This window comes from Streptomyces sp. NBC_01006, assembly GCF_045162725.1.
Classification (GTDB): Bacteria; Actinomycetota; Actinomycetes; order Streptomycetales; family Streptomycetaceae; genus Streptomyces.
Window position 1 is genome coordinate 2,283,557 of the sequence record NZ_CP108700.1, and the last position, 23,218, is coordinate 2,306,774.

Consider the following 23,218-nt stretch of genomic DNA (forward strand, 5'->3'; position numbering starts at 1 on the left):
CATGACCGCTATGACCCCAGGTTCCAACCTGCCGCTCAACACCGTCCGTGTGACGGTGGACGTGGCTGCCCCGGTGCGGCTCGACGTGTCGGGACTGCTCCTCGCGGCGGACGGCAAGGTGCGCTCCGACGCCGACTTCATCTTCTACAACCAGCCGTCCGGGCCCGGTGTCAGCTACCGGTCCGGCGGCGGTGCGGCGCCGGACTCGATCACCGTCGACACGGGCGCCCTGCCGCCGGGCATCGAGCGGATCGTGGTCACGGCCAGCCCCGACGCCGCAGGTCAGACGTTCCAGGGCATCGAGCCCACCGCCACCGTGCGGCACGCCGAGACCGGCGCGGTGATCGCCTCCTTCACCCCGCCGCAGCTCGGTGCCGAGACCGCGCTCGTGGTCGTCGAGGTCTACCAGCGCGGCGGCGTGTGGAAGGTGCGCGCGGTCGGCCAGGGGTACGCGAACGGCCTCGCCGGGATCGCGACGGACTTCGGGGTCTCCGTGGACGAGGAGCCCACCCCGCCGCCCGCCGCGCCCAGAGCGACCGCGGCTGCCCTCGCCGCGCCCGCCCCCGTCACGCCCGCCGCGGCTCCGCCTGCCCCGGCCGCCCCGCCCGCCGCCGCCCCGGCCGCCGCGCCCGGCACCGGGAAGATCAACCTCGACAAGGGCCGGGTCAGCCTCCAGAAGAACCAGACCGTCTCGCTCGTCAAGAACGGCCGCCCGCTGCTCTCCCAGGTGAAGATGGGCCTGGGCTGGGAGCCGGCGTTCCGCGGCCGGGACATCGACCTCGACGCCTCCGTGATCGCGTACGGCCCGCAGCGCAACCACATCGACAGCTGCTACTTCGGCAAGCTGTCCATCCTGGGCGGCGCCATCAAGCACTCGGGCGACAACCTCACCGGCGAGGGCGCCGGGGACGACGAGGTGATCGTCGTGGATCTCGGGCGGCTGCCCGCCGAAGCCACGGGCCTGGTCTTCACGGTCAACTCCTTCTCCGGCCAGAAGTTCAGCGAGGTCGCCAAGGCCTACTGCCGCCTGATCGACGCGGCGAGCGGGGAGGAGCTGGTGCGCTTCGACCTCACCGGTGCCGAACCGCAGACCGGGGTCATGATGGCGAAGCTGATTCGCCAGTTCTCGGGCGAATGGGAGATGACGGCCATCGGAGAGTTTGTGAAGTCCCGCACAGTGCGCGGAATGGTCAAGCCCGGCTCGCAGACACTCTGAGCAGGTGGGCGGGCACATGGAGCGACCGTGACCGGGCGGCCGGAGGGCCGAGGTGATGGATTCCACCCTTAATAGGTGGGTGCCTGTCAGTGCCCGCCCGTAGCCTTGAAAGCATGTACAGCACACTCCGGCCCGCGGGTCCCGCCCGCCCGTCCGCCGCAGAGGCGAACGAGGCGATACGGCACCTCGTCGAGACCCGGGTGGACGACGAGTGGCCCTCCGAGGCGTACGAGTTCCTCCTGGAGGAATGGGCCGCCGCCAGCCGCACCGATATCGCCGAGGTCGCCGCCGCCCAGTGAGGGCGGCGGCGCAGCCGTCCCTGCGTCAGTGCGCGCGGCGCCAGGGTCCGGTGATGGCCAGCATGATGCCCGGTTCCTGGATGTTGGCGTACAGCGTGCGCCCGTCCGGGGAGAAGCAGACACCGGTGAACTCGGAGTACTCCGGCTCCTGCGCCGTCCCCATGTTCAGCTCGTTGCGCGCCAGCGGGTACGTGCGCCCCGAATCGGTCGCGCCGAACAGGTGCTGCAGGCCGCTGCCGTCCTCCGCGATGACCAGGCCGCCGTACGGGGAGACCGTGATGTTGTCCGGGCCGTCGAAGGAACCGTCCTTGGCCGGGTCGTCGTTCACCCCGAGCACCACCGTCAGCCGGATCGTGCGCCGCTTCGGGTCGTAGAACCACACCTGGCCGTCGTGGGCCGTGCCCGGGCTCTCCTCGCGGGCGTACGAGGAGACGAAGTACGTGCCCCCGTCGGCCCACCACATGCCCTCCAGCTTGCGGGCGCGGGTCACCGTGCCCTCCCCGAACTGCTTGCGCACGGACACCGTCCGCGCGTCGCGGTCCGGCACGGTCACCCAGTCGACCCCGTAGACGGTGCCGATCTTCGTCGCGCGCGAGAGGTCGTCGACGAACCGGCCCGCGCTGTCGAAGCACTTGGCGGCGGCGAGCACGCCGGCGTCGGCCGCGAGGGTACGGAGCCTGCCGCGCCCGTGGCGGAAGCCGCTCGGCGGCGTCCAGCGGTAGAGCAGCCCGTTGGGGCCGGAGGCGTCCTCGGTCAGGTACGCGTGGCCGTGGCGCGGGTCGATGACCACGGCCTCGTGGGCGTACCGGCCGAAGGCCTTGACCGGCTTCGGGTCGCGGTTGGCACGGCGGTCGTGCGGGTCGACCTCGAAGACGTATCCGTGGTCCTTGGTCATGCCGTTCTTGCCGGCGAGGTCCTCGGTCTCCTCGCAGGTCAGCCAGGTGTCCCAGGGGGTGGCGCCGCCCGCGCAGTTGGTGGACGTACCGGCGACGCCCACCCATTCGGCGACCTCGCCGCCGCGGCGGACCTCGACGACCGTGCAGCCGCCGGCCGCGGCCGGGTCGTAGACGAGGCCCTCGGTGAGCGGGACGGGGTGCGCCCAGTCGGCCCGCTTGCCCTTGAGCTCGTGGTTGTTGACGAGGAGGGTGACCCCGCGGTGGCCCTCGAAGGCGGCCGTGCCGTCGTGGTTGGAGGGGGTGGACTCGCCCGAGTCGAGGGTGGTGACCCCGCTGTGGGTGATCACGCGGTAGCTGAATCCGGCGGGGAGGGCGAGCAGTCCGGCCGGGTCCGCGACGAGCGGGCCGTAGCCGGGCTCACAGGGCCGGCCGTGCTCGTCGCGCCGCGTGCTGTCGTCGGCCGCCAGCGCTCCCGGGGCGGTGGCGAGTGCGCCGACCGTCCCGGTGAGCGCGACTCCCGCGCCGGCGATGACGGTGCGGGCGGTGAAGTCTCTACGGCTGAGCGGCATCGGGTCTCCAGGGGTGGGGAGGTGGTGCGCCTGTCGTGCGGTCGTCGGCGCACAGGCTCCCGTCCGCACGTGAACGGCGGCTGAACTACCCGCGAAGGAGGGCCGGATCCCTGACGGGCGGCCCGGCGGCCGCCCCCATCCGCCCCTGTCCGCCCCCCATCCGCCCCCATCGTCAGGTCTGGCGCGAACGGGCCTTGAACGCCGCCTTGCGGGCCTCCTTGGCGGCCTTCTTGTCCGGGTGCATCCGGCCCATCGCCTCCAGCACGTACGCCGTCGCCGGGTGGTTCACCCGCCAGACCTGGTCGAAGAACCCCGTGTGGTGCTCGGTCAGCGACCGCATCAGCAGCGGCAGTTCCGCCGTCTCCCCGTCCGCCGCGAGCTGCGCCGCGATCGTGTCGACGGTCAGCCAGAACACCATGGCCCCGTCCGGCGCCGGTACGTCGGCCACCCCGCGCTCGGAGAGCCAGACCCGGGCGAGCCCGCCGAGCTCCGGGTCGTCGAGCACCGCGCGGACCGCCTGCTCGGCCTCCGGACCGGCCGGGGCCAGGGCCTGCTGGCAGCGCAGCCGGCGCAGCGGGCCGCCCTCGTCGGCGCCCCGGGCGGCGGCCAGCAGTTCGGCGACGGCGTCGGGCAGTTCGCGGCCGGACAGCCACTGCTCGATCTCGGCCTGGGCCGCGCCCTCGGGGTATCCGGAGACCGCGTCGAGCAGCGCGTCCGCGCCCTTGTCGGCCAGTTCGCCGACGGCGGGGGCGGTGACCCCGGCCTCCAGCAAGCGGGCGCGGATCCCGTACAGGCCGAGCGGGGTCAGCCGTACCAGCCCGTACCGCGAGACGTCCTCGTCGTCGGCCTCTGCGGCAGCCGAACCCGCCGCGGCGAACTCCTCGTCGTCCGCCTCCGCCATCAGCGCCTCGTCCACGGGCCGGAACTCGACGAGCCCGATCGGCTCCAGCTGCCGGAACTGGTCGTCGAGGCGCATCATCGCGTCCGAGACCTGCTCCAGCACGGCGTCGGTCGGCTCGCCCATGTCCTCGGGGATGACCATCGAAGCGGCGAGCACCGGCAGCGGAATCGGTCCGTCCGAGGCCCCGTGCTCGGAGACGGTGAGCAGGTAGAGGTTGGCGAGGACCCCGTCGAGGAAGTCCGCCTCGCGACTCGGGTTCCAGTCCAGCCGGTCGAAGTCGATCTCGCCGCCCTCGTCCAACGCGTCGACGAGGTCGTCCAGATCGGGCACGGCCGCGTCCGCGAGCACGGTGTCCAGCGCCGCCAGCCACAGGCCGAGCACGTCGCCGGGGGCGCCGCCGGTCACCAGGGCCAGGTCCTCGCCCGGTACGGCGGTGCCGAACTCCTCGTCGCCGTCCTCGTCCCCGGCCCCGTTGTCCCCGGCCCCGTTGTCGCCGTCGCCGGGGTCGGCCACGTCGACGAGGCCGGTGTCCACGGCCACCCGCCAGGCCTGGCTCGCGAGCATCGGGCCTTCCTCGTCGGCGGGGCCGAAGCCCAGCGCGGCGGCGGCCTCGGGCAGCTGCGCGGCGGCGAGTTCGCCGCCGGCGTCCACGCGGGTGTGCGGTCCGGCCCAGCGGGCCAGCCGTACGGCGCGGGCGAACAGCGGGGCGACGAGGGCGTGGCGGGCCAGTTCCGCATCGGAGGGCAGCCGGACCGGCGGCAGCGTGGGGTGCGGCTCTGCGGACATGGGGCGGTCTCCTCGCGAACGCGGTGGGGCGGTGGGGCGGTGGGGCACGGCCCCGCGGGACGGTGGTGCGGCTCCCCGGGGCGCCGGTCCGGCCGCCACGGGCGGCCGTCCGGCGCACCAGCGTAGACGCATATCGGGCGCTCCCGGGGGGCCATCTCCTTTGGTTCATCCCACAGTCAGCTTCCGTATCCCCTGGAGACCTTGACAACTTCCCTGGTCACACAGGAAATTGACGCGCGTAGATCTATGGGGAACCTCTGGGATTCCTGCGGATCGCCCGCGGCCCGGCCGCACGACCTCCGCACGTATCCCGCCAAACGCACGCAACACCCCTCTCGCTTTCGTCTTCCACACACCGGAGTTCTTGACCATGCGCTCCTCGCATCCCCGTTCCGCCGCCGTCTCGGCACTCGTCGCCACCGCCCTGGCCACCGGTCTGCTGGCGGGCACCGCCGACGCGGCCGAAGGCACCGCGTCCGCCGAGCCGATACACATCCACGACATCCAGGGCACCACCCGCATATCGCCGCTCAGCGGCAAGCAGGTCGCCGATGTCACCGGCATCGTGACGGGCGTTCGCACGTACGGCTCGCGAGGCTTCTGGATGCAGGACCCGGACGCCGACGACAACGACGCGACCAGCGAGGGCATCTTCGTCTTCACCAGCTCCGTCCCGACCGTCGCCGTCGGCGACGCGGTCAAGGTCTCCGGCCTGGTCGGCGAGTACGTCCCCGGCGGCGTCTCCTCCGGCAACCAGTCGGTCACCCAGATCTCCAAGCCGGCCGTGACCGTCGTCTCCTCGGGCAACGCGCTGCCCGAGGCCACCGCGATCAACGAGTACAACGTGCCCGCCGAGTACGCCCCGGCGGGCGACCCGGCCGCCGCCGGCAGCATCAACGGCCTGACCCTGGAGCCCTCGCGCTACGCCCTGGACTTCTACGAGTCCCTTGAGGGCATGAACGTCAAGATCGGCACCTCGCGGGTGGTCGGCGCCACCGACCCGTACTCGGAGCTGTGGGTCACGGTGAAGGGCTGGGAGAACACCGCCAAGCGCGGCGGCACCCTCTACGGTTCGTACGAGTCCCAGAACACCGGCCGCCTGCAGATCCAGCAGCTGGCGCCCCTCGCGCAGCAGCCCTTCCCGGTGGCCAACGTCGGCGACAAGCTGACCGGCACCACCGAGGGCCCGCTGGACTTCAACCAGTTCGGCGGCTACACCCTGGTGGCCCGCGCCCTCGGCACGGTCAAGGCGGGCACCCTCGCCCCCGAGAAGACCAAGGCGCAGGCGGCGAACGAGCTCGCGGTGGCCACGTACAACGTGGAGAACCTCGACCCGAGCGACCCGCAGGAGAAGTTCGACAACCTGGCGAAGGCCGTCGTCGCGAACCTCGCCTCGCCCGACATCCTGGCCCTGGAGGAGATCCAGGACGACAACGGCGCCAAGAACGACGGCACGGTGTCGGCGGAGCAGACGCTGACGAAGTTCACGGCGGCGATCGCGGCGGCCGGTGGCCCGGCGTACCAGTGGCGCACCATCAACCCGGAGAACAACAAGGACGGTGGCGAGCCCGGCGGCAACATCCGCCAGGTGTTCCTGTTCAACCCGGCCCGCGTCTCCTTCACGGACCGCGCGGCGGGCGACTCGGTGACCCCGACCGGCGTGACGCAGGTGGACGGCAAGGCCGCCCTGACCCACTCCCCCGGCCGGATCGACCCCGCGAACCCGGCGTGGGCCGACAGCCGCAAGCCGCTGGCCGGCGAGTTCGTCTTCAAGGGCAAGACGGTCTTCGTGATCGCCAACCACTTCGGCTCCAAGGGCGGCGACGAGGGCCTGACCTCGGTCCACCAGCCGCCGGTGCGCTCCTCGGAGGCCAAGCGACTGCTCCAGGCGCAGGCCGTGAACGGCTTCGTCAAGCAGCTCCTGGCGGCCGACAAGCACGCGAGCGTCCTCGCCGTCGGCGACATCAACGACTTCGAGTTCTCCGGGACGGCGCAGGCGCTGGAGGACGGCGGGGCGCTGTACTCGGCGATCAAGTCGCTGCCGAAGGCGGAGCGCTACTCGTACGTGTACCAGGGCAACGCGCAGGTGCTGGACCAGATCCTGACCAGCCCGGCGATCAAGAACTTCACGTACGACAGCGTGCACATCAACGCGGAGTTCTCGGCGCAGAACAGCGACCACGACCCGCAGGTGCTGCGCTTCCGCCCGTAACCGCGGTGCGCCCCTGACCGGCAGGGCCCCCGGAAGCCGTCCACTCCCGGGGCCCTGCCACGCTTCCGGCCGTGATCTTCCTTCGCGCGCAGCCACGAGGGCTGCAAGCTGAGACTGGCGCACTGAGCGGAGGCGCCGGAGGACACCTGGGGAGAAGTCAGGACTTTCGCCCCTGGCGTGACGCTCGCCACATCTCCACCCATTCGGCCCGGGTTGTGGTGTTGAGTGGCCCCACGCTCGACCATGTCCCCCCGTATCCCCCGGAGGACCGCGTGTTCCCCTCCATCCCCCTCGCCCAGGAAATCGGCCTGGCCGTCCTGATCGTGGCCGCCCTCGTGTGGGTGCTCGGCCTCGGGCACATGCTGTGGGACGCCCGCTCCCACCACCCGGAGCCGGGCGCGTACGAGGGCATCGCGGTCATCCCGGCCCAGCGCAGCACCGCCACGCACCCGATGGAGTCGGTCGAGCTGACCGAGGCGGAGGAAGAGGCCTTCGCCGGCCTGATCCGCACCATCCCCCTCCACTGAACTCCCACGTCCCCCCGCGCTCGGGGCGGGAGGACGTTCCGGAGCCGGAAGAAACGCGACGCCCTCACCGCCCCTAGCCGGGGTGATGAGGGCGTCGTGGCCGTACCGGGGCCGCCGAGGCTGCCGGGGCCCGGGGGCGTCAGTTGTGGGAGTGGAGGACCTCGTTCAGGCCGCCCCAGACCGCGTTGTTCGGGCGGGCTTCGACCGTGCCCGTGACCGAGTTGCGGCGGAAGAGGATGTTGCTCGCGCCCGAGAGCTCCAGGGCCTTGACGATCTGGCCGTCCGGGAGGGTGACGCGGGTGCCCGCGGTCACGTACAGGCCGGCCTCGACGATGCACTCGTCGCCCAGCGCGATGCCCACGCCCGCCTCGGCGCCGATCAGGCAGCGCTCGCCGATCGAGATGATCTGCTTGCCGCCGCCCGAGAGGGTGCCCATCGTCGACGCGCCGCCGCCGATGTCGGAGCCGTCGCCGACCACGACGCCCGCCGAGATGCGGCCCTCGATCATGGAGGTGCCGAGCGTGCCGGCGTTGAAGTTGACGAAGCCCTCGTGCATGACGGTGGTGCCCTCGGCGAGGTGCGCGCCCAGGCGGACCCGGTCCGCGTCGGCGATGCGCACGCCCTTGGGGGCGACGTAGTCCGTCATCCGCGGGAACTTGTCGATCGAGGTGACCTGGAGGTACAGGCCCTCGGCGCGCGCGTTCAGCCGTACGGCCTCCACCTGGTCCACGGCGACCGGGCCCAGCGAGGTCCAGGCGACGTTGGCCAGCAGCCCGAAGACGCCGTCCAGGCTCTGGCCGTGCGGCTTGACCAGGCGGTGGCTGAGCAGGTGCAGGCGCAGGTACGCGTCGTGCGCGTCCAGCGGCTTGTCCTCCAGGGAGGAGATCACGGTACGGACGGCTACGACCTCGACGTCGCGGACGGCGTCCAGGCGGATCGCCTTGGCCGCGGCGGCCCCCAGGAGCTGCACGGCCTGATCGGCGGTGAGGCGCTCGGTGCCGGCCGGGCCGGGCTCGGCGACCAGCTCGGGGGCGGGGAACCAGGTGTCGAGGACGGTGCCGTCGGAGGCGATGGTGGCAAGTCCGGCGGCGACGGCGCCGGTGGTACGCGTAGCAGTCATGCCCGAAACCTAACCGGCGACGGCCCGAGGTTGCGAACCGGTCTCATGTGCCGGTCGCGCCGCGTGTCGCACCCCACCCGGCTCTCCGCGCCTCGCCTCGCGCCGTGACGCGTACAGCACCGCCCCGCCCGCACCCGCCGCCAGCGCCGCGCACAGCGGCCACAGCAGCCCGGGGGCGGCCGCGTACAGGGCTCCGCCCAGCGGCGGCCCGAGGACGACGCCGCTGACCGAGATTCCCGCGTACAGGCTCTGGAACCGCCCGACGGCGTGCTCGGGCGCCTGGTCGGCGACGTAGGCGGTGGCGGTGGTCTTGTACAGGATCTCCCCGAGGCTGAGCAGCACCATCATCACCACGGCACCGGCGACTCCCGCGCCGGCCAGTAGCGCCGCGTACCCGGCCCCGACGAGCACGATCCCGGTGCCGATGACGGGCAGCGGCGGCCGGGCGCGCAGCGCGACGGCGGCCGGGAGCTCCAGCAGCAGGATGACGCCCCCGTTGAGGGCGATGACCAGGCCGAAGGCGCGGACGTCGAGGCCGTGGTCGGCGAGGTAGACGGGGAAGGCCGAGTACTGCTGGCGGTAGACGAGGTCGGTCACGAGGATGGCGCCGAGCAGGACGAGTACGGCGGGCCGGGCCCGCAGCTCCTCCCACACGCCGCGGCCCAGACCCCCGTCCGGGGCCGCGGCGCCGGGGCGGGAGGCGCTGCGGGAGGCTCCGCGGGCCGGGACGACCCGCGCGGTCCAGAGCGCGAAGAAGAGGGTCCCGAGGCCGTCGGCGACGAAGAGCCAGTCGTACGAGAGCCCGGTCGCGAGCAGGGCTCCGAGGGGCGGGCCGAGGGTGAAGCCGCCGTTGGAGACGCAGCGGACGACGGCGAAGGCCTGTCGGCGGGCCCCCTCGGGGACGGTGACGGCGACCAGCGCGGAGTTGGCGGCCCGGACCACGCCGGAAGCGTACTGGGCCAGCGGCAGGGCCGCGTACAGCCCGGCGGTGGGCAGCAGCGGGAAGGACATCAGGGCGAGGCCGCCGGCGGTGGAGGCGGCGAGCAGCACGCGGCGGTGGCCGAAGCGGTCCCCGTACCAGCCGCCGGTGAAGTTCCCGGCGACGAGGCCGATGCCGCCGATGCCGGTGACCAGGCCCGCCTGGGCGGCGCCGAGGCCGCGCGGGCCGGTCAGGTACAGGAAGACGAAGACGAAGGTGAAGCTGACGAGGGCGTTGACGAACACCCCGGCCGCCAGCAGCCACACCACTCGCGGCACGTCCTTGAAGCCCTGCGCCATTCCCATGTCCGCCCCCGAACCCAAGTTAGTTCCCTTTGGGAACGGACTATGTCAGCATGACAGCCTTGGGTCAACGGACAAAGGAGTGCCCATGGCCCAGCGCACGCACCTCGACGACGCGGACTGCGCCATCGCCCAGGCCCTCGACGTGGTGGGCGACTGGTGGACGCTGCTGATCGTGCGCGACGCCGCGCGCGGCGTGCACCGCTTCGACGCGTTCCAGCGCGAGCTGGGGGTGTCCCGCAAGGTACTGGCCGAGCGGCTGAAACTGCTGGTCGAAGCCGGGGTGCTGACGCGCGAGCCGTACCAGGAACGCCCGGTGCGGCACGAGTACCGGCTGACCCCGCGCGGGCGGGGGCTGCTGCCGGTCCTGGTGGCCCTCCAGGACTGGGGAGACACCTGGGTCCTGGGGGAAGGCGAGATGACGGCGACGACGCAGGAGTCCTCACGGGAGGCGGAACGGGTGCACGCGCTGCGCGGCGCGCGGCTGCCGGAGCTGGTGCTGCCGGACCGGTTCGGGGAGCTCCGGGATCCAGTGGCCGACACGCCGTTCACGGTCCTGTACTGCTTCCCCGGCGCGTACGCCCGGGCCGAGTCCTACCCGCCGGGATGGGCGGGGATCCCGGGGGCCAGGGGCTGCACGTTCGAGTCGTGTACGTACCGGGACCAGCTGGCGGAGTTCACGGCGGCCGGGGCGACGGTGCACGGGGTGTCGACCCAGCGGCCGGACGAGCAGCGGGAGTTCGCGCAGGCGGAGGGGCTGCGGTTCCCGCTGCTCTCGGACGCGGAGCTGTCGCTGACGGCGGCGCTGCGGCTGCCGACGTTCCGGGCCGCGGGGGTGAGCCGGCTGAAGCGGTTGACGCTGGTGGTGGACCGGGGGCGCGTGGTGCGCGAGGTGTTCTACCCGATCCAGGACATCGAGGCAGGCGTCGCGGCGGCGCTGACCGCCGTCCGCGACGCCGGCGGGGGCGTCAGTTCAGGGTGAACCAGGCCGCGCGGGACTTCTTCCATTCCGCGTGCGTCAGGTCCTTGGCCTCGATGCCGTCCCCGTACAGGTCGGCAGAGCCGCTGTCCGTGATCAGCTGGACCCGCGCGCCCGGCGCCGACAGGTCCGGTACGTCCACGATGGCCTCCCAGCCGCCCGGGTCCGTCGTCGGCAGGTCGGCCCGCTTGACCGGGGCGTGGCCGGCGAAGCCGTCCCACTGGTAGAGCGCGTACGGGTCCGAGTTGTCGTCCGCGGCCCAGGAGCCGGCCAGGATCAGGTACTGGTTCGCCGCGTTCTTGCGGATGTCGCGGATGGCGAGGCCGCCGAGGTCGAGCTCGATGCCCGCCCCGAAGGTGGCCTTGGAGCCGCTGGAGAGCACCTTGTCGAAGTTGGTCACCGGCACGACCAGCGCCTTGCCGCCCGGCACCGCCGGGGCCAGCGGGGCCCGGAAGCCCAGGTAGGCGGTGGTGGTCGAGCCCGGCGCGAACTCCAGCCCCTCCACGTTGAAGCCGTCGATCTGCTTGGGCGCCTCGCCGGCGGCCGTGCCGGCCGCGAAACCGTAGCGGTTCCCGTTCACCGTGTCCCAGGCCACCAGGTCGTCGCGGAGCTTCTTGTACGAGCGCCCGTACGCGAGCTGCGTGCCCGATCCGGAGCCGCTCACGGCGGTGGTGAACACCGTGTTCCGGGGCGCCTTGTACTCGCCGTCCTTGTTGTTGCCGAGCGAGCCCGTCCAGTAGATGGTGTTCCCGATCAGGGTCGCCCCCTCGATGTCCACCTCCTTGGTGACACCGAGCTGCGAGCTGAAGTCCCAGGTCCGGACCGGGGCCGCCGAGCGGGAACGGTCGTACAGGCGCAGCACGTTGCTCTCGTCGTCGGCCACTACGGTGTAGCCGCCGCCGACGTCCACGGCGGCCGAGGAGTCGGAGGCGCCGGTGAAGTAGCGGGCGTCGGCCGGGTTCTGCACGGCGGAGGAGGCGGCGTACGACAGGGTCTTGGTGGCGCTCTTGCCGCCCAGCCCCGCCACCTTGACGGTGAGGTTGGTGTAGCCGCGGCCGCGCGCGGCGACGGCCAGCCGGCGCACCGCCCCGGTCCCGGTGACGGTGACGTCTGCGGTCCCGGCGACCGAGGCCTTGCTGGACGCGGACGCGCTGACCGTCAGCGCTGACACGTCGGCGCCGCTCTGCCCCACGGTCACGTCGACCACGGGGTCGCCGACCGCGCCGACGGCGCCGGACAGGTACGAAGCGGACAGGCTGATGGTCGGCGTCCCGTACGTCACCGCCTGGGCCGGCGCGGCCGTGACCGTCCCGGCGACGACCAGCGCCGCGATCCCTGCGATACCAAGCTGCTTCTTCATCGGTGTCCCGTCCCCATGGGTCGAGCCGGGCGCGAACCACGTCACGCCGTGACGGCCGTCGAGCAGGTTCGGCCACCGTGGCCAACTCCCGGTGCACGTCAATCGTCCGCCGGACGAACACGGAGGGCCTCCCGGAAGCGCCCGGAGCACGCGAAGGGCCCCCGGCGCGGTGCCGGGGGCCCTTCGTGGAACGGGTGGCTCAGACGTTGAAACCGAGCGCGCGCAGCTGCTCGCGGCCGTCGTCCGTGATCTTGTCCGGGCCCCACGGCGGCATCCAGACCCAGTTGATCCGGAGCTCGCTCACGATGCCGTCCGTCGCCGACTTCGCCTGGTCCTCGATGACGTCCGTCAGCGGGCAGGCCGCCGAAGTCAGCGTCATGTCGAGGGTGGCGATGTTCGCGTCGTCGATGTGGATGCCGTAGATCAGGCCCAGGTTGACGACGTCGATGCCCAGCTCGGGGTCGACGACGTCGTAGAGGGCCTCGCGGACCTCTTCCTCGGTGGCCGGCTTGATCGACGCCTCGGGGGGCGTCGCGTTCTCGGTCATGCCGTCTTCCTCTCCGCGGCGTCGCCCAGAGCCTGGGCGGTCGCGTCCTTCCAGGCCATCCAGCTCAGCAGAGCACACTTCACGCGAGCCGGGTACTTGGAGACGCCGACGAACGCGACCGCGTCCTCCAGCACCTCCTCCATGGCCTCGTCGGGCTCGATCTTGCCCTTCGACTGCATCATCTCCAGGAACACGCCCTGGATCTTCTGCGCCTCGGCCAGCTCCTTGCCGACGAGCAGCTCGTTCAGCACGGACGCGCTGGCCTGGCTGATGGAGCAGCCCTGGCCCTCGTACGAGACGTCGGTGAGCGTCTCGCCGTCGTACTTCACGCGCAGCGTGATCTCGTCGCCGCACGTCGGGTTGACGTGGTGCACCTCGGCGTCGCCGTCGCGCAGGCCACGCCCGTGCGGGTGCTTGTAGTGGTCCAGGATCAGTTCCTGGTACATCGAATCCAGCTTCACTGCGTCGTCCTCGTCGCCCTCGTCAGCCGAAGAAGTTCCGTACGTGCTCCAGCCCGTCGATCAGCGCGTCGACATCGGCCGGAGAGGAGTACAGGTAGAAAGACGCTCGCGTGGTCGCGGGAATTCCGTAGCGCAGGCAGACCGGCCGGGCGCAGTGGTGTCCCACGCGGACCGCGATGCCCTGCTCGTCCAGGACCTGGCCGACGTCGTGGGGGTGGATGTCACCGAGCGTGAAGGAGATCGCGGCGCCGCGGTCCTCGGCCGTGGTGGGGCCGATGATCCGCAGGTCGGGGACCTCCAGCAGGCGCTTCACCGCGTACTCGGTGATCGCGTGCTCGTGCGCGGCGATCTTGTCCATGCCGATCGCGGTGAGGTAGTCCACGGCCGCGCCGAGGCCGACGGCCTGGGCGATCGGGGGCGTGCCCGCCTCGAACTTGTGGGGCGCCGGGGCGTACGTCGAGGCGTGCATCGACACGGTCTCGATCATCTCGCCGCCGCCGAGGAACGGAGGCAGGTCCTCCAGGAGCTCCTGGCGGCCCCAGAGCACGCCGATGCCGGTCGGGCCGCACATCTTGTGGCCGGTGAAGGCCACGAAGTCGGCGCCGAGCGCCTGGACGTCCAGCGGCATGTGCGGAGCGGCCTGCGAGGCGTCGATCAGCACCAGCGCGCCGACCTCCTGCGCGCGCCGGACGATCGCCTCGACCGGGTTGATCGTGCCCATGATGTTGGAGACCAGCGTGAAGGAGACGATCTTCGTCTTCTCCGTGATGACCTCTTCGATGTTGGACAGGTCGAGCCGGCCGTCGTCGGTGAGGCCGAACCACTTCAGCTTCGCGCCGGTGCGCTGCGAGAGCAGCTGCCACGGGACGATGTTGGAGTGGTGCTCCATCTCCGTGATGGCGATCTCGGTCTCGCGGTCGACCCGGTAGGGCTCGTCCGCCCAGCCGAGCATGTTCGCGACCAGGTTGAGCGACTCCGAGGCGTTCTTGGTGAAGATCACCTCGTCGCGGCTCGGCGCGTTGATGAAGGCGGCGACCTTGTCGCGAGCGCCCTCGTACAGCGCCGTGGCCTCCTCGGCGAGCACGTGCACGCCGCGGTGGACGTTGGCGTTGTGCTGCTCGTAGTACTCGTTCAGCGCGTCGAGCACCTGGCGCGGCTTCTGCGAAGTCGCAGCGTTGTCCAGGTAAACGATCTTCTTCCCGTCGTGGACCACACGATCCAGAAGGGGGAAGTCCTTGCGGATCGCCTCGATGTCGAGGAGGCCAGGCAGCTGTGTCACGCGGTTGCGCCACCCTTCACGTACTTGTCGTAGCCCTCGGCCTCCAGCTGGTCCGCCAGCTCGGCGCCACCGGACTCGGCGATGCGGCCGTTCGCGAACACGTGCACGAAGTCGGGCTTGATGTAGCGCAGGATGCGCGTGTAGTGGGTGATCAGCAGGGTGCCGACCTCACCGGTCTCGCGGACGCGGTTGACGCCCTCGGAGACGATGCGCAGGGCGTCGACGTCGAGACCGGAGTCGGTCTCGTCGAGGATCGCGATCTTCGGCTTGAGGAGCTCCAGCTGGAGGATCTCGTGGCGCTTCTTCTCACCGCCGGAGAAGCCCTCGTTGACGTTGCGCTCGGCGAAGGCCGGGTCCATCTGGAGCTGCTCCATCGCGGACTTGACCTCCTTCACCCAGGTGCGCAGCTTCGGCGCCTCGCCGCGGATGGCGGTGGCCGAGGTGCGCAGGAAGTTGGAGACCGAGACGCCGGGGACCTCGACCGGGTACTGCATGGCGAGGAAGACGCCGGCGCGGGCGCGCTCGTCGACGGACATCTCCAGGACGTCTTCGCCGTCGAGGGTCACGGTGCCACTGGTGATGGTGTACTTCGGGTGACCCGCGAGCGAGTACGCCAGCGTGGACTTGCCGGAGCCGTTCGGACCCATGATGGCGTGCGTCTCGCCGGCCTTGACGGTGAGGTCGACACCCTTGAGGATCTCGCGGGCGCCACTCGCCGAGTCACCGGTCTCGACGGAGACGTGCAGGTCGTGGATTTCAAGCGTTGCCATGGATACCTCAGGACTCCTGGGTGAGGGAGACGAGCACGTCGCCCCCTTCGATCTTTACGGGGTATACGGGAACCGGGCGGGTCGCGGGCAGACCGGACGGCTTGCCGGTGCGCAGGTCGAACGAGGACCCGTGCAGCCAGCACTCGATCATGCAGTCCTCGACCTCGCCCTCCGAGAGCGAGACGTTCGCGTGCGAGCAGATGTCGTTGATCGCGAACACCTCCCCCTCGGTGGAGACGATGGACACCGGCGTGCCGTCGAGTTCCACCCGCTTCGGGGTGTTCTCCTCCAGCTCGCTCAGCGCACAGGCCTTGACGTAGGTCATCAGACGGACGCCTCGAGCTCGGTCTCGATCTTGGCGAGCAGGCGCTCCTCGATGTCCGCGACACCGATCTGCTGGACGAGCTCGGCGAAGAAGCCGCGCACGACCAGGCGCCGGGCCTCGTCGGCCGGGATGCCGCGGGCCTGGAGGTAGAAGAGCTGCTCGTCGTCGAAGCGGCCGGTCGCGGAGGCGTGGCCGGCGCCGACGATCTCGCCGGTCTCGATCTCCAGGTTCGGCACCGAGTCGACCCGCGCGCCGTCCGTCAGGACGAGGTTGCGGTTCATCTCGTAGGTGTCGGTGCCCTCGGCGCTCTTCTCGATGAGGACGTCGCCGATCCAGACGGCGTGGGCACCCTCGCCCTGCAGCGCACCCTTGTAGACCACGTGCGACTTGCAGTGCGGGGCGTCGTGCGTGACCAGGAGGCGGTGCTCCTGATGCTGGTCGGCGTCCGTGAAGTACAGGCCGAGGAGCTCGGCCTCGCCGCCGGGGCCCGCGTAGCTGATCCGCGGGTGCAGGCGTACGACGTCGCCGCCGAAGGTGACCACGATCGACTTGAAGGTCGCGTCGCGGCCGACCAGCGTGTTGTGCTGGGAGCAGTGGACGGCGGTGGCGTCCCAGTCCTGCACGGAGACGACGGTGAGCTTGGCGCCGTCGCCGACGAGGAAGTCGACGTTGGCGGCGCGCACGCCGTCACCGGTGTGGTCGATGACGATGACGGCCTCGGCGAAGGCCTGGACGTCGAAGACGGTGTGCCCGAAGGTCGTGCCGCCCTCGCCGTGCAGCGAGACGCGCACCGGCTCGGTCAGGACGGCCTCCTTGGGCACGGTGACGACCGTGGCCTTGGCGAAGGACGTGAACGCCTGGGCGGCGATCCGGTCCACCGGGGTGCCGGCCTTGCCGATGCGCGCGTCGTCGCGCTCCACCGACTCGACGGTGACGCCCTCGGGCGCGTCGATCTGGGCCTTCATGGTGCCGTTGGCGACCGCGGTGCCGTCGTGCAGACCACGCAGGCGCGCCAGCGGGGTGAACCGCCACTCCTCCTCGCGGCCGTGGGGGACGGGGAAGTCCGCCACGTCGAAGGACGGGGGTGCGCTCATCCGGGTGGCGACGGTGGACTCGGCGGCCACCGCGATCGCGCCGGCGGTGGTCGAACCCGCCGGGATGTTCTGAGCCTCAGCCATGGCTGTCGTCTTGCTCGCTCTCGTGTCTACGTCTAAAGAATGTGCTGCGGGAGGGACGGTCGGTCGGGACTAGCCGACCGAGCCCTCCATCTGCAGCTCGATCAGCCGGTTGAGCTCCAGCGCGTACTCCATGGGCAGCTCGCGCGCGATGGGCTCGACGAAGCCGCGCACGATCATGGCCATGGCCTCGAACTCCGTCAGACCGCGGCTCATCAGGTAGAAGAGCTGGTCCTCGGAGACCTTGGAGACGGTGGCCTCGTGGCCCATGGAGACGTCGTCCTCTCGGACGTCCACGTACGGGTACGTGTCCGAGCGGGAGATCGTGTCGACCAGGAGCGCGTCGCAGAGCACGTTCGACTTGGAGCCGTGGGCGCCCTCGCCGATCTCGACCAGGCCGCGGTACGAGGTGCGGCCGCCGCCTCGCGCCACCGACTTGGAGACGATGTTCGAGGAGGTGTTCGGCGCCATGTGGACCATCTTGGAGCCGGCGTCCTGGTGCTGGCCCTCGCCCGCGAAGGCGATGGACAGGGTCTCGCCCTTGGCGTGCTCGCCCATCAGGTAGACGGCCGGGTACTTCATGGTGACCTTGGAACCGATGTTGCCGTCGATCCACTCCATGGTCGCGCCCTCGTACGCCACGGCGCGCTTGGTGACCAGGTTGTAGACGTTGTTCGACCAGTTCTGGATCGTCGTGTAGCGGCAGCGGCCGCCCTTCTTCACGATGATCTCGACGACGGCGCTGTGCAGCGAGTCCGAGGAGTAGATCGGGGCGGTGCAGCCCTCGACGTAGTGGACGTACGCGTCCTCGTCGACGATGATCAGCGTCCGCTCGAACTGGCCCATGTTCTCCGTGTTGATACGGAAGTAGGCCTGGAGCGGGATGTCGACCTTGACGCCCTTGGGCACGTAGATGAACGAGCCGCCCGACCACACGGCGGTGTTCAGCGACGCGAACTTGTTGTCGCCGACCGGGATGACCGTGCCGAAGTACTCCTGGAAGAGCTCCGGGTGCTCCTTGAGCGCGGTGTCCGTGTCGAGGAAGATGACGCCCTGCTCCTCCAGGTCCTCGCGGATCTGGTGGTAGACGACCTCGGACTCGTACTGGGCCGCGACACCGGCGACGAGGCGCTGCTTCTCCGCCTCCGGGATGCCGAGCTTGTCGTACGTGTTCTTGATGTCCTCGGGCAGGTCCTCCCACGAAGCGGCCTGCTTCTCGGTGGAGCGCACGAAGTACTTGATGTTGTTGAAGTCGATGCCGGAGAGGTCGGAGCCCCAGGTCGGCATGGGCTTCTTGTCGAAGAGCTTCAGGCCCTTGAGGCGGAGCTTCAGCATCCACTCGGGCTCGTTCTTCTTCGCCGAGATGTCCCGGACGACGTCCTCGGACAGGCCACGCTTCGCAGCGGCGCCGGCCGCGTCGGAGTCGGCCCAGCCGTATTCGTAGGTGCCCAGGCCATCGAGCTCAGGGTGAGCAGTCTCCGTGGTCATGCGGGGTTCCTCCCGGCCGTACTTGCAGATGCTGATGTGTCGTTCTGTGTGGTGCCCGCGCCTCGCGGGATGAAGGTGGTGCACACCCCGTCGCCGTGGGCGATCGTGGCGAGGCGCTGCACATGCGTCCCGAGCAGGCGGGAGAAGACCTCGGTCTCCGCCTCGCAGAGCTGCGGGAACTGCTCGGCGACATGGGCGACCGGGCAGTGGTGCTGGCAGAGCTGTTCACCGCTGTGCGGACCGGGAGCGCTCTTGGCCGTAGCAGCGTACCCGTCCGCGGTCAACGCCTTGGCAAGCGCCTCGGTGCGTTCCGCGGGGGCGGCGGCGTCCAGGCTTTCCCGGTAGGTCTCGGCCTGTGCGTCCATCCGCGCCCTGGCGAAGGCGGCGACGGCCGCCTCTCCCTGCTCGCCCCCGCCGGCGGCCTGCGCGATCCAGCGCAGTGCGTCCGCGGCGAGCGAGTCGTAGGACTGGTCGAACGCGTCGCGGCCGCAGTCGGTCAGCGCGAAGACCTTGGCGGGCCGGCCCCGGGTGCGCGCACCGTAGACGCGCTGCTCACGGGGCTCGACCACGTCGTCGGCGACGAGCGTGTCGAGGTGGCGGCGGACGGCGGCCTGGGTGAGGCCGAGACGCGCTGCGAGGTCGGCGACGGTCGAGGGACCGTGGTCCAGGATGGAGCGCGCGACCCGGTTGCGGGTTGACCGCTCCCCGGTAGCGAGTTCCCCCTGGGGGGTCTCGATCATCCGTTCGCCGTATTTCACAACGCCATTGTTGCGTAATTAGTCCGGCCCCGACAAGCCGTGACGGACGCCACCCCTGGTGGCCTCTATCACTAAGGGTTACCTAATTTCTCTACGCAGAGTTAAGTGGATGGCATTGCTCCGCACTCGTGCCGAGCCCTGGGGTACGCCGGTAAACGGCTCCCACCAGCAAGCCCTGCCCACGGCGTCCCGCCGGCACGGCACGCGTCGGATTTCAGAAAAGATCACCGAAACCGACTGGTCCATCCAGGCCGCGCACCCGAAAAAAGTCATCGGTACGCACGTCCGAAACCCCTCGACCCCGCGATCCGGAACCCCTTCCGCGGCTCCGTAGACTCACCCGCATGAGCAATGACCCCGCCGTGGAGATCCGCGGACTGGTGAAGCGGTACGGGCCGAAAACAGCCGTGGACGGTCTCGACCTCACCGTCCGCAAGGCCTCGGTCACCGCAGTCCTCGGCCCCAACGGCGCGGGCAAGACCACCACCGTGGAGACCTGCGAGGGCTACCGCCGCCCCGACGCCGGCACCGTCCGCGTCCTCGGCCTCGACCCGGTCGCCCAGGCCGAGGCGCTGCGCCCGCGGATCGGCGTGATGCTCCAGTCCGGCGGGGTCTACTCCGGCGCCCGCGCCGTCGAGATGCTGCGCCACATGGCCAAGCTGTACGCCGACCCGCTCGACGTGGACGTCCTGGTCGAGCGGCTCGGGCTGGGCGGCTGCGGCCGCACCGCCTACCGCCGCCTCTCCGGCGGCCAGCAGCAGCGCCTGGCCATGGCCATGGCCGTGGTCGGCCGCCCCGAGCTGGTCTTCCTGGACGAGCCGACCGCGGGGCTCGACCCGCAGGCCCGCCGGGCGACCTGGGAGCTCGTACGGGAACTGCGCGCCGACGGGGTCTGCGTCGTCCTCACCACCCACCACATGGACGAGGCCGAGCAGCTCGCGGACGAGGTCGCCATCGTCGACTCCGGCCGGGTCATCGCCCACGGCAGCCCCGAGCAGCTGTGCCGCGGCGGCGCCGAGAACACCCTGCGCTTCACCGGCCGGCCCGCCCTCGACCTCGGCTCGCTGCTCAAGGCGCTGCCCGACGGCACCGAGGCCGCCGAGCTCACCGCGGGCGTCTACCGGGTCACCGGCGCCGTGGACCCGCAGCTGCTGGCCACGGTCGCCTCCTGGTGCGCCCAGCACGGGGTGATGCCGAGCAGCCTGTCGGTGGAGCGGCACAGCCTCGAAGACGTCTTCCTCGAACTGACCGGTAAGGAGCTGCGCGCATGAGCGCCGGTACGTTCACCCCCGCCCCGGGGGCCGCGCCCATGTCCCGCATGATCCTGGCGCAGACTGCGCTGGAGACCCGGATGCTGCTGCGCAACGGGGAGCAGCTGCTGCTGACCGTGATCATCCCGGCGCTGCTGCTGGTGCTGTTCTCCGCCGTGGACATCGTGGACACGAACGCCGAGAAGTCCGTGGACTTCCTCGCGCCCGGCATCCTGGCGCTGGCCGTGATGTCCACCGCCTTCACCGGGCAGGCCATCGCCACCGGCTTCGACCGCCGCTACGGGGTGCTCAAGCGGCTCGGCGCCTCGCCGCTGCCGCGCTGGGCGCTGATGGCCGCCAAGACGCTGTCCGTACTGGTCACCGAGGTGCTCCAGATCGCGCTGCTGACGGCGATCGCCTTCGCGCTGGGCTGGTCCCCGCACGGCAACCCCCTCGCGGTCGCCGCGCTCGTCCTGCTGGGCACCGCCGCCTTCTCCGGGCTCGGGCTGCTGATGGCGGGCACCCTCAAGGCCGAGGCCACGCTGGCCGCCGCCAACCTGGTGTTCCTGCTGCTGCTGGTCGGCGGCGGGGTGATCGTGCCGATGGAGAAGTTCCCCGGAGCCGTGCAGTCCGTACTGGGACTGCTGCCGATCTCGGCGCTGTCCGACGGGCTGCGCGAGGTGCTCCAGCACGGCGCCGGGCTGCCGTGGCAGGACGTGGCCGTGCTCGCCGTCTGGGCCGTCCTCGGACTCGGCGCCGCCGCGAAGCTGTTCCGCTGGGAGTGAATCCCCTCCCCCGGACGTTGGCCTGGCAGGAGGATGGGCGCCGCCCCGTGGGGGCGGTGCACACCAGGACGCCGGGGGGCGGACATGGCGCAGCGGGAAGACGTTCTACGGCTGGACGCGCAATGGGCACGGATCCGGTCGGGGGCCGCACGAGCGGCGCCGGCCGAGGCCGAGGCGCTGCTGACGGAGTTGATCGGCGCGCTGCGCGAACCGGCGCGGACCGATCCGGAGTGCGCGGCGCGGCTCGGTCTGCGCCTGGGCGACCTGGCGGCCCGCCGGTTCGCCGGCGGTGACCGGGCCGGTGCCCTCTCGGCCGTGGAGGAGGGGCTGCGGCATGCGCAGCAGGCGGCCGGGCACGCCCCGGAGTACGCCCGCTGGTACGCCCGGGGCCTGATCAACCAGGGGGTCTGGCTGTCCTGGCCGCTGAGCGACGAGGTGCGGCTGCCGCGCTACCCGCTGGGCCCGGAGGCCGGGTCCGGCCCGGGCGCGATGGAGCGGGCGGCGGGCGAGCGCGCCCTGGAGCTGACCCGGGCGGCGGTCGAGGTGTGGGCGGGCCTGGACCAGCAGGATCCGGTCAACCGGCGCGGTCTCGCGCAGGCCAAGGTGTTCCTCGGGGACCGTCTCGCGGAGCTGGGCTCCGCCGAGGAGGCGGTGGCCTGGGCGGTGGACGCGGAGGGCGGTTTCCGCCACCTGCTGCTCGCGGCCCCCGGTGCGGAGGAGTCCCAGGAGGCGGAGGAGGCCCTCGACCACATCGGCCGCCAGCTCGAACTGCGGCTGCGCTTCCTGTCCTTCGACTCCCTGGTGAGCCTGCGCGCCCAGGGGCTGCTGCCCGAACCCCTGCTGCCCCAGGCCGTGGTGGCGGCCCGGATCCAGGGCGTGGCCGAGCCCGAGATCGCCGCCCGGCTGCACCTCGGCGCCGAACAGGTGCGCACGATGCTGGAGGTCACGCCCTGGCTCGCGGTGTGGCGCTTCGAGGTGCGCGGTCCTGACGGACTGTGGAACATACAGGAACATCCGTGGCACAGCGGAACAGAAGTAAGAAACAGGACAGCAGGGGACATAGGCGCCGAATTGATACGCGGGTTCGCGGCATCCGCCGACTACCCCGGCGACGGCGTCCCTTGGCGCGTCCATCTCTGGTGGCACGAGGAAGGCGACCCCGTGGGAGCCCGGTTCCGCATGGCCGTCGGGCCGGAGACGGCGCAGGGCGGACCTGCGGGCACCCCCTCGTGAAAGTTTGCACAAGGCTCCGCGTACGATAAGGGCCGTGTTGACCCCTCTCGCTTACCTCGCCAACCGCTGGACCCCGGCACCCCGGATCGTCCGGCGGGCCGCCCTCGCCGCCCTCGTCATGAGCGTGCTCATCGTCGTCACCGGCGGCGCGGTACGGCTGACCGGCTCCGGTCTCGGCTGCGACACCTGGCCCAAGTGCACGGACGACAGCCTGATCGTGACCCAGGAGCAGGGCTTCCACGGGGCCATCGAGTTCGGCAACCGCATGCTGACGTACGTGCTCTGCGCGGCCGTTGGCTGGTGCATCATCGCGGCCCGCTCGGCCAAGCCGTGGCGCCGGTCGCTGACGAAGCTCGGCTGGCTCCAGTTCTTCATCGTGATGGGCAACGCGGTCCTCGGCGGCATCACCGTCCTGACGGGGCTCAACCCGTACAGCGTGGCCGGGCACTTCCTGCTCGCCACCTCGCTGATCACGGTCACCACGGTCACCTGGCAGCGCACCCGAGAGGGCGACTCCGCTCCCCGGCCGCGCGTCCCCGGTCCGGTGCGCAAGCTCTCCTGGGCCCTGATCGCGACCACCCTGGTGCTGATCGCCGCGGGCACCGTGGTCACCGGTTCCGGTCCGCACGCGGGCGACCGCAGCGAGATCAAGCGAATGCCGTTCGACTGGGCGGCCACCGCCCACGTCCACGCGGTCTCCGCCTGGGTGGTCTGCGCGCTCGCCGTGGCCATGTGGCTGGTGCTGCGCGTGGTCGACGCGCCGATCGACACCCGGGCCCGCGCCCGTGACCTGCTGATCGTGCTGCTCGCGCAGGGCGGCATCGGCTACGTCCAGTACTTCACCCACGTGCCCGAGGCCCTGGTCGCCGCCCACATGCTCGGCTCCTGCCTGGTGTGGATCGCCGTCCTCCGCGTGGCGCTCAGCCTGCGGGAGCGGCCCGCGACGCAGGCGGAGATCCCGGCGCAGGCCGACCCGCAGCTCTCCTCGGTCTGAGCCGCGG

At 71.3% G+C, this 23,218-nt stretch carries 22 protein-coding genes; 9 read left to right on the plus strand and 13 right to left on the minus strand.

From position 1 onward, the window contains the following. Position 1: 1 nt before the first annotated feature. Positions 2-1,216: a TerD family protein gene (locus tag OG509_RS10335; RefSeq protein WP_406181914.1), complete on the plus strand. Its 1,215-nt coding sequence runs from the start codon at positions 2-4 to the stop codon at positions 1,214-1,216. A 113-nt stretch (positions 1,217-1,329) separates the two neighbouring features. Continuing rightward, the gene (locus OG509_RS10340) at positions 1,330-1,515 is read left to right on the plus strand and encodes a hypothetical protein (protein WP_053688657.1); all 186 of its coding nucleotides are present in this window, start codon (positions 1,330-1,332) and stop codon (positions 1,513-1,515) included. Between the two features lie 25 nt (positions 1,516-1,540). On the opposite strand, the gene OG509_RS10345 is transcribed toward OG509_RS10340, so the two are convergent. Both OG509_RS10345 and OG509_RS10350 read right to left on the minus strand, forming a co-directional pair. Further along, positions 1,541-2,980, minus strand: a complete 1,440-nt coding sequence (locus OG509_RS10345; RefSeq protein ID WP_406181916.1) for an alkaline phosphatase PhoX — start codon at positions 2,978-2,980, stop codon at positions 1,541-1,543. A 172-nt stretch (positions 2,981-3,152) separates the two neighbouring features. Continuing rightward, on the minus strand, positions 3,153-4,667 hold the full coding sequence (locus OG509_RS10350) for a hypothetical protein (RefSeq protein ID WP_406181918.1): 1,515 nt from the start codon (positions 4,665-4,667) through the stop codon (positions 3,153-3,155). 370 nt (positions 4,668-5,037) lie between these two features. Between OG509_RS10350 and OG509_RS10355 the strand changes: the two genes are divergently transcribed. Both OG509_RS10355 and OG509_RS10360 read left to right on the plus strand, forming a co-directional pair. Then, the gene (locus tag OG509_RS10355) at positions 5,038-6,879 is read left to right on the plus strand and encodes an endonuclease/exonuclease/phosphatase family protein (protein WP_406187524.1); all 1,842 of its coding nucleotides are present in this window, start codon (positions 5,038-5,040) and stop codon (positions 6,877-6,879) included. Between the two features lie 272 nt (positions 6,880-7,151). Then, complete coding sequence (locus OG509_RS10360) at positions 7,152-7,406, plus strand: hypothetical protein (RefSeq protein WP_406181920.1); 255 nt, start codon at positions 7,152-7,154, stop codon at positions 7,404-7,406. A 139-nt stretch (positions 7,407-7,545) separates the two neighbouring features. Here the strand turns inward: OG509_RS10360 and dapD are convergent, their stop codons facing one another. Beyond that, positions 7,546-8,526, minus strand: a complete 981-nt coding sequence (gene dapD, locus OG509_RS10365) for a 2,3,4,5-tetrahydropyridine-2,6-dicarboxylate N-succinyltransferase (protein ID WP_030859004.1) — start codon at positions 8,524-8,526, stop codon at positions 7,546-7,548. Positions 8,527-8,535: 9 nt separating this feature from the next. Then, the gene (locus tag OG509_RS10370; RefSeq protein WP_406181921.1) at positions 8,536-9,810 is read right to left on the minus strand and encodes an MFS transporter; all 1,275 of its coding nucleotides are present in this window, start codon (positions 9,808-9,810) and stop codon (positions 8,536-8,538) included. Between the two features lie 85 nt (positions 9,811-9,895). On the opposite strand from OG509_RS10370, the gene OG509_RS10375 reads away from it, so the two are divergent. Continuing rightward, positions 9,896-10,789: a winged helix-turn-helix transcriptional regulator gene (locus OG509_RS10375; protein WP_406181922.1), complete on the plus strand. Its 894-nt coding sequence runs from the start codon at positions 9,896-9,898 to the stop codon at positions 10,787-10,789. On the opposite strand, the gene OG509_RS10380 is transcribed toward OG509_RS10375, so the two are convergent. The 9 genes from OG509_RS10380 to OG509_RS10420 form a co-directional block, all read right to left on the minus strand. After that, entirely contained in the window at positions 10,776-12,146 is a 1,371-nt protein-coding gene (locus OG509_RS10380) for a DUF3616 domain-containing protein (protein WP_406181924.1), read from the minus strand. The genes OG509_RS10375 and OG509_RS10380 overlap by 14 nt on opposite strands. A gap of 199 nt (positions 12,147-12,345) precedes the next feature. Next, a complete protein-coding gene (locus OG509_RS10385; RefSeq protein WP_385187655.1) occupies positions 12,346-12,693 on the minus strand; it encodes a metal-sulfur cluster assembly factor in 348 nt (115 codons plus the stop codon). Then, on the minus strand, positions 12,690-13,154 hold the full coding sequence (sufU, locus tag OG509_RS10390; protein WP_030160391.1) for a Fe-S cluster assembly sulfur transfer protein SufU: 465 nt from the start codon (positions 13,152-13,154) through the stop codon (positions 12,690-12,692). The genes OG509_RS10385 and sufU overlap by 4 nt, the downstream gene beginning before the upstream one ends. A gap of 22 nt (positions 13,155-13,176) precedes the next feature. Beyond that, a complete protein-coding gene (locus tag OG509_RS10395; protein ID WP_030858993.1) occupies positions 13,177-14,433 on the minus strand; it encodes a cysteine desulfurase in 1,257 nt (418 codons plus the stop codon). Continuing rightward, positions 14,430-15,203, minus strand: a complete 774-nt coding sequence (sufC, locus tag OG509_RS10400) for a Fe-S cluster assembly ATPase SufC (protein WP_030160387.1) — start codon at positions 15,201-15,203, stop codon at positions 14,430-14,432. The genes OG509_RS10395 and sufC overlap by 4 nt, the downstream gene beginning before the upstream one ends. Positions 15,204-15,210: 7 nt before the next feature. Beyond that, entirely contained in the window at positions 15,211-15,528 is a 318-nt protein-coding gene (locus OG509_RS10405) for a bifunctional 3-phenylpropionate/cinnamic acid dioxygenase ferredoxin subunit (protein WP_030858990.1), read from the minus strand. Next, a complete protein-coding gene (gene sufD, locus OG509_RS10410) occupies positions 15,528-16,706 on the minus strand; it encodes a Fe-S cluster assembly protein SufD (protein WP_406181927.1) in 1,179 nt (392 codons plus the stop codon). Before sufD ends, OG509_RS10405 begins: the two co-directional genes overlap by 1 nt. Positions 16,707-16,775: 69 nt before the next feature. Beyond that, a complete protein-coding gene (gene sufB / locus OG509_RS10415) occupies positions 16,776-18,191 on the minus strand; it encodes a Fe-S cluster assembly protein SufB (RefSeq protein WP_134074939.1) in 1,416 nt (471 codons plus the stop codon). Beyond that, on the minus strand, positions 18,188-18,931 hold the full coding sequence (locus tag OG509_RS10420) for a metalloregulator ArsR/SmtB family transcription factor (RefSeq protein WP_030160379.1): 744 nt from the start codon (positions 18,929-18,931) through the stop codon (positions 18,188-18,190). The genes sufB and OG509_RS10420 overlap by 4 nt, the downstream gene beginning before the upstream one ends. A gap of 362 nt (positions 18,932-19,293) precedes the next feature. Between OG509_RS10420 and OG509_RS10425 the strand changes: the two genes are divergently transcribed. From OG509_RS10425 to OG509_RS10440, 4 genes are all read left to right on the plus strand, one after another. Beyond that, positions 19,294-20,220, plus strand: a complete 927-nt coding sequence (locus OG509_RS10425) for an ABC transporter ATP-binding protein (RefSeq protein ID WP_406181929.1) — start codon at positions 19,294-19,296, stop codon at positions 20,218-20,220. Continuing rightward, on the plus strand, positions 20,217-20,984 hold the full coding sequence (locus tag OG509_RS10430; protein ID WP_406181931.1) for an ABC transporter permease: 768 nt from the start codon (positions 20,217-20,219) through the stop codon (positions 20,982-20,984). Before OG509_RS10425 ends, OG509_RS10430 begins: the two co-directional genes overlap by 4 nt. A gap of 84 nt (positions 20,985-21,068) precedes the next feature. Next, a complete protein-coding gene (locus tag OG509_RS10435; protein WP_406181933.1) occupies positions 21,069-22,217 on the plus strand; it encodes a hypothetical protein in 1,149 nt (382 codons plus the stop codon). A 25-nt stretch (positions 22,218-22,242) separates the two neighbouring features. Continuing rightward, a complete protein-coding gene (locus OG509_RS10440) occupies positions 22,243-23,211 on the plus strand; it encodes a COX15/CtaA family protein (protein ID WP_406187525.1) in 969 nt (322 codons plus the stop codon). Positions 23,212-23,218 lie beyond the last annotated feature (7 nt).